The sequence below is a fragment of the Psychromonas hadalis ATCC BAA-638 genome, assembly GCF_000420245.1.
Lineage (GTDB): Bacteria > Pseudomonadota > Gammaproteobacteria > Enterobacterales > Psychromonadaceae > Psychromonas > Psychromonas hadalis.
Genome location: NZ_ATUO01000178.1, coordinates 1 through 6,953, shown reverse-complemented (window position 1 = coordinate 6,953; position 6,953 = coordinate 1). Strand labels below are relative to the sequence as shown.

The following is a 6,953-nucleotide window of genomic DNA, read 5'->3' as shown; positions in this document are numbered from 1 at the left end:
CATTTTAAGGGTTGGGTTAACGGAAAAATGAAAGGCGTAGCAACAAAGTATTTATCGAATTATCTTGCTTGGTTTAGGGAAAGCAACGCGAAGCTCAATAAACAAGAAATATTAGTCGCTGCCTATGGGTGACAACAGTGTTCTACAACAGAGCCTAACTTTAATACTTTGCTGGTGGTATTAATGTGAATAACGAAATGCTCTTTTTTTGTAACGTGTAAGGGCTTCCTCACTGGTATTATTATCAATAATGGCAAATTCACCAGAGTAGATAAGTGGCACTTGATGTTCTTTACCAGAGATATCAAGCTTTATTACCTCTGCCATTGCTACGCCATTATCGTCATTCATGCGCATCACTGTAACATCAAGTAACCCCTTTTTAAGGGCTTGTAGCTCATTCGCTCCACCGCCCCAACCATTAACTTTAATTGTATCTTTTAAACCCGCATCGCGAACTGCTTGAGAAACGCCCAGTGCAACATCTGTGGAACATGCGTAGATAAATGCAAGTTCATGGTCAGTTGCTAATGCTTTTTGTGTGGCACGATAGGCACTACTTCGTGTTGCGTCTGTATAATGTTCGCTAGAAAGAATAAAATCTGAATTACTTTCTAGGAGGTGAATAAAACTATGCCCTCTTACTTCACTGAGATAACCTGGTGCCCAGTAAATCATTGCATAATGTGATTTTTTATCCATTAGTTTTAGATAATAGTTAGCAAGTAATTGGGTTCCTTTTATGTGATCAAAACCAACATAGAAAAAGGGTTGTTTATCTGCCCATACTTTAAGTGGTGTGGTGATATTTTGTAAAATGAGTTTCGGTGCATTTTGTTGCTGCATGATCGTTTCAATGAGACCTTGGTGCTCTGTGATACTCAAAGTAAAAATAAGGTAGTCGGGATTATACTCTTTGGAGCGAGCCAAGAGGCGTTTTTGCTGGGTAAATGAGAGTGCGACACTCGTATGGTGACTACGTATTTGGTAGTTGATATTAAGCTCTTTTAGCCTCGCTTCAAAGGCGAGAATACTTCTGCGCCAATAATCGGATATCTGCTTGCTAGGGTAAACAATAAAAATCTTAATAGGTTGGTTTTTTTGTTTAAGTGCAACGGCTTCATTTTGTACTATTTCATTAAACTGTTGGGAGAGTTTTTGTTGTGCTGGGTTAAGCTGAAAATATTCATCAATAGTCCAGTAACTCGCCGTTCCATGCGCTTGTAGTGAGCTGATATTAGCAAAACAACATAACAAGAGAAGCAACATCTTTTTGAATAACATGAGTTTCACCCTTTTGATAATTAGCAGAACGACTTCAGTTTAGTCTATTAATTATCAAAAGGTGGCGTTTCTGGTAACTTAAAAAAACTTTTTAAGTTTATCTGTGAGGCGTTCAGTCTCTTTTTTTATCTTTTCTTGTGTTTCTGCATCGAGTTTATCTTGGTGTTTTTTAAGCGCATTATCCATTTTTTCTTGTAAGCGTTGTTGTTCTGCTTGGAACTTCGCTTTGGCCTCTTTTTGTAATATTTTTGCTTTGGCTTTTAGTTGCTCTTTTAAAGCACTATCGGTATCTAATGAGAATTTAGGATCGCTAAAGCTTCCTTTAATAAGCAGTGGAATGGTTAAGCCACCAAGGTCGATATAATGGGTATCAGCTTTACTTTTAGAGAGTGGACTGATGCTCAGTTTGTAATCGAGTGTCTCTTTTAAAATATGTACAAGTCCTGAGCCATCAAGACGCATTACAGGCGATAACATCAATAGTTTTTGATTATTAACCAATCCTTTATTAATAGAGAAATTACCCGTTAACGAGGCAAAGTCTGTTTTTTTAATACTATCGCTGGTGGGCGCTTTTTTACCCGTAAATTTTGCTTTTAAAGTACGTATCTCTTGTGGAATATTAACCCCATACAGTTCGCCATCTAATAGTGTGAAGTTGCCTTTTCCCACTAAGCCCTGTTTGATTTTAGTGGCGCTTAAACCTTGCCCTTTGCCACTGAAATTGAAACTGCTATTACCACTGATAAGATCGATTTCTGCTGCATCAATAAGCAGTTGATGAATCTCTACGCCTTTTAATTTTGTCGATATTTGGTAGTTATTTTTGCCTTTGTTATCACGCACTTCCCCATTCATGGTTAATAAACCTTGGTAGAGCTGCGCCGTTAATGGTTTAAGTTGTGCTTTACCTTTGTTGATAATCAGATGTTTATTGATTTCACCAATCTGAATGTTATCAATTTTTAGCCCTGCAATTTTTAGGTGACCATCAATGTCTAAGCCATTTAAAAAACTCAGATCTGGCTCTGTTTCTATTGCTGGTTCTGTACTTGTAGCAGTGCCAGTATTATTGTCTGTTTTTTCACTCTGATTTTCTTTTGCCATATAAGGGGTTAGATCCCACTTATTGGCCTCTAACTTATAGCGCACCTTAATAAGGCTCGCGGTTTGTACACTAACGTTACCTGCAAGTTCAATTTTATCTACCTTTAGTTTTAGCTGCTTTATTTCAGCTTTTTTACTTTTGAGTTGATAATTTATATTGGCAGTAAATTGTGTGTCTATTTTTTTATTGGGTAGGTTATCACCTGTAATAACGGTGTTGATATCAATATTGCTGATGGTTACTTGTTGGCTATTTGCAAGGTAGGTGATATCAGTTTTAAGCAGACTTTTCAATTGGCCGTTAGGCAGGTCTGGCGTGGTTAATAAACTGTTTAACTGTAATTTGTTCAGTTTGATCGTTGCGAGATCTTGACTCACTAGTAACAAAGCGTGCAGTTTGAACTCTGCTTGTAAGTCATCAATGATCACTTTTGTATTGATAATAAGCTCAGTCTCTTTGCCGAGTGCGAATTCTCCGAACTTAACTTCATTGATACTGATTTTCTGATAGCTACCCGTTTGTAAGTCTTCAAGCTCAATAATGGCATTGTTGATATTAATACCCGCCAGTTGAGTTTTACTGAGATCAAAGAAGGACGTTGTTTTTTCTTCTGTGCTTTTTTGAGTCTGTTTTTTCGTAGGTGCTGTGATGCTCTCTTTTTCTGGTGTTATGCCCATATTATCTAAATTAGAGAGCCCCTTTTTATCGGTTAGCAAGGTCAACTCAAAACCATCAATGGTCAATTCACCAATAGATATTTCACCTTTTAATAGCGGTAAAATATTAATTCCAAGGGAAACTTGTTTGATTTTAATTAAGTGTTTTTTGTTAAAGCCCGCTAAATTATCCAGTTCAATTTCACCACTACTAAAACCAAATTGCGGGAAAAATGTCCAACCAATGTCGCCTTTAATATGTAAATCACGATTAATGCTTTGCTTAACCTGATCTTGAATTTCAACCTTATAATCGTTGGGATCAATAAATATAAGTAACAGTGTAATGGTCAATGATAACAATGCCAGCATTGCGATGGATAATTTTATTAAGAGTTTCATCTGGTTAGTCCTTTTAACTGCCTGCCAATTTGACGTTGTAGCCTTTTTTCTCTAACAATGTTTTGATAAGTTCACGTTGCGCTCCCTGAATCTCAATAACAAAATCTTTTACTGCTCCGCCTGTACCCGTGCGTTTTTTAAGCTCTTTGGCTAATGCTTTGAGTGCTTTCTCATCAAGTTGTAATCCTTTAATCAGTATTACCCCTTTGCCTTTTCTTCCTTTGGTTTCACGATGTAGACGGATAATGCCATCACCATCAGGGGCAACTTTTTTCTGTTTAGGTTTATCTACTTTGCCACCGTCGGTGGAGTAGACAAGGTTTAAATTACCAAAATCCATTATTTATTACCTAGTTACTGAACTGTTAAATGAGCTTAGCAGTTCTATAATGCGCTTGCCATTTAAGATGTAAAATCAATTAAAGAGTTTAATGATAATAGCTATATACCCATGTCACTCCAAGATGCTGACTTTGCATACTCGAAGTATCATGGGTATATATCAATAATGCAGTTAGTTTGATCTAGATTATAGAATATCCCTACTTTCCAGATTACTATGATAATAAGAATGATTAGCAATTAGATTAAAGAAAGGGAAGAGATAAATGCGACTGTCAGATTTAAATGTTGGCCAATCTGCATCAATTATTAACATGCAGGCGATGGAGCCTGTGATGCGTAAGAAATTATTAAATATGGGGTTTCTTCCTAAAGCGAATGTTGAGTTATTACGCATCGCGCCAATGGGTGACCCACTTGCCATTCGCTGTGCCAATAGCTCTATTGCCTTGCGTAAGAGTTTAGCAAAACAGATTCAAGTTGAGGTGGTAAAATGAGTTTAACCATTGCTACAATTGGTAATCCTAATTCAGGAAAAACCACGCTTTTTAATGCCTTAACAGGAACAAATCAGCGTGTGGGTAACTGGAGTGGTGTTACTGTTGAGAAAAAAACAGGTTACTTTACGTTAGCAGATAAGCAACAGGTGCAGGTAATTGATTTACCGGGTATCTATAATATTGATTATGATGCGCAAGGTTCGTCACTGGATGAACGTGTTGCTTTTGATTATGTGATGCAAAATGCGCCCGATATTATTATTAATATCATTGATGCAAGTTGTTTAGAGCGTAGTTTATATTTAACCTTGCAACTCAAAGAGTTGGGTTTACCCGTCGTTGCTGTGCTAAATAAAATTGATGTGGCAGCCAAGAAAAAACTGGTCATCGATGAAAAACAACTTGAAGAGCAACTTGGTTGTCCGGTTATTTGTTTGTCCGCCCATGATAAAAAATCTGTTGAGAAACTGAAATTAAAATTACAGCACTATTCCGCTGAGTTAACGAATAAACCGGTGCTAAGTCTTGATTATGGTAAAAATATAGAGTCAGCACTTGAGGGGATGACCTCTTTACTTTCGGGAGTTGATGGACATTTACAGCATCGTGGCTTAGCGGTTAAGTTATTAGAAAATGATGAGTCTATCTGTCAATTAATGGATGCTGAGCAGTTACAAAAAGTGGATCAATTAAGGTTCGCTATTAATGTGGATATTGATCTGCAAATTGCGGATACACGTTATAGCTTTATCTATCAGTTAACTCAAAAATCGGTACGTACAGAAGGACATTTAGGTCGCTCTCTCACTGATAAAATAGACGCTATCACTTTAAATAAATACACCGGTATTCCTTTCTTTTTGTTTGTGATGTACCTGATGTTTATGTTCTCTATCAATATTGGTAGTGCCTTTATTGATTTCTTTGATATTGCGTCGGGCGCTATTTTTGTAGATGGTTTTGCGCAGTTATTAGAAGCTATTTACGCGCCTGAATGGGTGATTAACGTACTTGCTTTTGGTATGGGTAATGGCATCCAAACCGTCATGACTTTCATTCCTGTTATCGGTTGCTTATATCTATTTTTAGCCTTGTTAGAAAGTTCGGGTTATTTAGCGCGTGCCGCTTTTGTGATTGATAAAGCGATGCAATGGCTAGGGTTACCCGGTAAATCATTTGTACCGATGATTGTTGGTTTTGGTTGTACTGTGCCTGCTGTGATGGCTGCGCGAACACTTGAAAAAGAGCGTGAACGTTTACTCACTGTGGTGATGTCGCCCTTCATGTCGTGTGGTGCGCGTTTACCTGTCTATGCGCTATTTGCCAGTGCATTTTTTCCAGAACAGGGACAAAATATTGTTTTTCTTTTATATCTGATTGGCATTGCCGTGGCGGTGTTAACAGGTTTTGTACTAAGTCGTACTATTCTACCGGGACGCAGTGAAAGCTTGTTTTTAGAACTACCTGATTACGAATTGCCCACCTTAAAAAATACTTTTATTAAAACGTGGCACAAACTAAAAAGTTTTGTATTTGGTGCGGGTAAAACCATTGTAGTGGTGGTAACACTGTTAAATGTAATTAACTCTATCGGGTTAGATGGTAGTTTTGGTCATCAAGACAGTGAGGCATCGTTACTCAGTAAAGGCGCACAAATTATTACACCGCTATTATCACCTTTGGGTATTCAAGAGGATAACTGGCCTGCAACGGTAGGTATTGTGACCGGCTTGTTTGCCAAAGAAGCGGTGGTAGGGACATTGAATAATCTTTATTCCACGCCATCAACTGAAGAAGAGCAAGCGATGTCACTGCTAGATAAACTCACAGAAGCGGTGAAAACTATTCCTGAGAATTTATTGGGGCTCAATATGGGCGATCCGTTAGGTCTTGATGTTGGCGAGGTGGTTGATCTTGAAGCTGCTGCTGATGAACAAGGGGTTGATTTAAGTATCTATAAAAACATTCAAAAAGCATTTGTGACACCAGAAGCCGCTTTTGCTTACTTGTTATTTATTTTGTTATATGCACCTTGTGCAGCTGCAATGGGGGCAATAGTACGTGAAGTGGGTGGACAGTGGGCAAAATTTATTGCCGTTTGGACAACTCTCTGCGCTTACATTATCTCTGTGGGTTATTATCAAATTGCGACTTTTAGTGTTAAACCGATGACCAGCTCAATCTACTTGTTAGTGGCGCTGGTTATTATTTTATCCACTTTGTTATTGTTAAAACGTAAAGGTAATGTTTTAGCGCTGAGCAATAGTTAAGGATCGGCTTCAAAATTACTTGCGCTTTTGTTTTCAAAATAACCAGTCATTTAGAATCGGCTTTAAAATTAATTGCTCTTTTGTTTTCAAAATAACCAATCATTTAAGGTTTTTTAGAAACAATTTAGAGCAAGTTATTTTATAACGATTCCTTCAGGCTTTTTGAAAACAATTTAGCGCAAGTTATTGTGTAACGATTCATAAGGGGGAAATTAATGATTTTACAAGCGATCACTGACTATGTAAAAAGCCAAGGGCGTATTGAAGAGAGTGTGTTATTACAACACTTTCGTTTAACCGAAGAGGGGTTATCACCAATGATGTCGATACTGTTACAGTGTGGTAAATTGCATAAAAGTGTGCATCAGCGTGGTGATAAATTGCCTTTGCA

General features: G+C 37.6%; 6 protein-coding genes and 1 pseudogene. 4 read left to right on the top strand and 3 right to left on the bottom strand.

All coding sequences use genetic code 11. The features are described from left to right. A pseudogene (locus tag G322_RS23525) lies at positions 1-132 on the top strand (IS1595 family transposase); the annotation flags it as partial. A gap of 48 nt (positions 133-180) precedes the next feature. On the opposite strand, the gene G322_RS0116330 reads toward G322_RS23525, so the two are convergent. From G322_RS0116330 to yciH, 3 genes are all read right to left on the bottom strand, one after another. Further along, complete coding sequence (locus G322_RS0116330; protein ID WP_022942791.1) at positions 181-1,284, bottom strand: substrate-binding domain-containing protein; 1,104 nt, start codon at positions 1,282-1,284, stop codon at positions 181-183. 78 nt (positions 1,285-1,362) lie between these two features. Beyond that, positions 1,363-3,450, bottom strand: a complete 2,088-nt coding sequence (locus tag G322_RS22455; protein ID WP_022942790.1) for an AsmA family protein — start codon at positions 3,448-3,450, stop codon at positions 1,363-1,365. A gap of 13 nt (positions 3,451-3,463) precedes the next feature. Further along, entirely contained in the window at positions 3,464-3,790 is a 327-nt protein-coding gene (gene yciH, locus G322_RS0116320) for a stress response translation initiation inhibitor YciH (RefSeq protein ID WP_022942789.1), read from the bottom strand. Positions 3,791-4,058: 268 nt separating this feature from the next. On the opposite strand from yciH, the gene G322_RS0116315 reads away from it, so the two are divergent. The 3 genes from G322_RS0116315 to G322_RS24900 form a co-directional block, all read left to right on the top strand. Next, positions 4,059-4,289: a FeoA family protein gene (locus tag G322_RS0116315; RefSeq protein ID WP_022942788.1), complete on the top strand. Its 231-nt coding sequence runs from the start codon at positions 4,059-4,061 to the stop codon at positions 4,287-4,289. Further along, positions 4,286-6,562: a Fe(2+) transporter permease subunit FeoB gene (feoB, locus tag G322_RS0116310; RefSeq protein WP_022942787.1), complete on the top strand. Its 2,277-nt coding sequence runs from the start codon at positions 4,286-4,288 to the stop codon at positions 6,560-6,562. Before G322_RS0116315 ends, feoB begins: the two co-directional genes overlap by 4 nt. Before the next feature lie 215 nt (positions 6,563-6,777). Beyond that, a partial coding sequence (locus G322_RS24900; RefSeq protein WP_169337496.1) for a FeoC-like transcriptional regulator occupies positions 6,778-6,953 on the top strand: 176 nt, incomplete at its 3' end.

Excerpts from the sequence above, each read along its gene's own strand:
- G322_RS0116330 (WP_022942791.1), bottom strand. The coding sequence starts at position 1,284 with ATGTTATTCAAAAAGATGTTGCTTCTCTTGTTATGTTGTTTTGCTAAT.
- G322_RS22455 (WP_022942790.1), bottom strand. The coding sequence starts at position 3,450 with ATGAAACTCTTAATAAAATTATCCATCGCAATGCTGGCATTGTTATCA.
- yciH (WP_022942789.1), bottom strand. The coding sequence starts at position 3,790 with ATGGATTTTGGTAATTTAAACCTTGTCTACTCCACCGACGGTGGCAAA.
- G322_RS0116315 (WP_022942788.1), top strand. The coding sequence starts at position 4,059 with ATGCGACTGTCAGATTTAAATGTTGGCCAATCTGCATCAATTATTAAC.
- feoB (WP_022942787.1), top strand. The coding sequence starts at position 4,286 with ATGAGTTTAACCATTGCTACAATTGGTAATCCTAATTCAGGAAAAACC.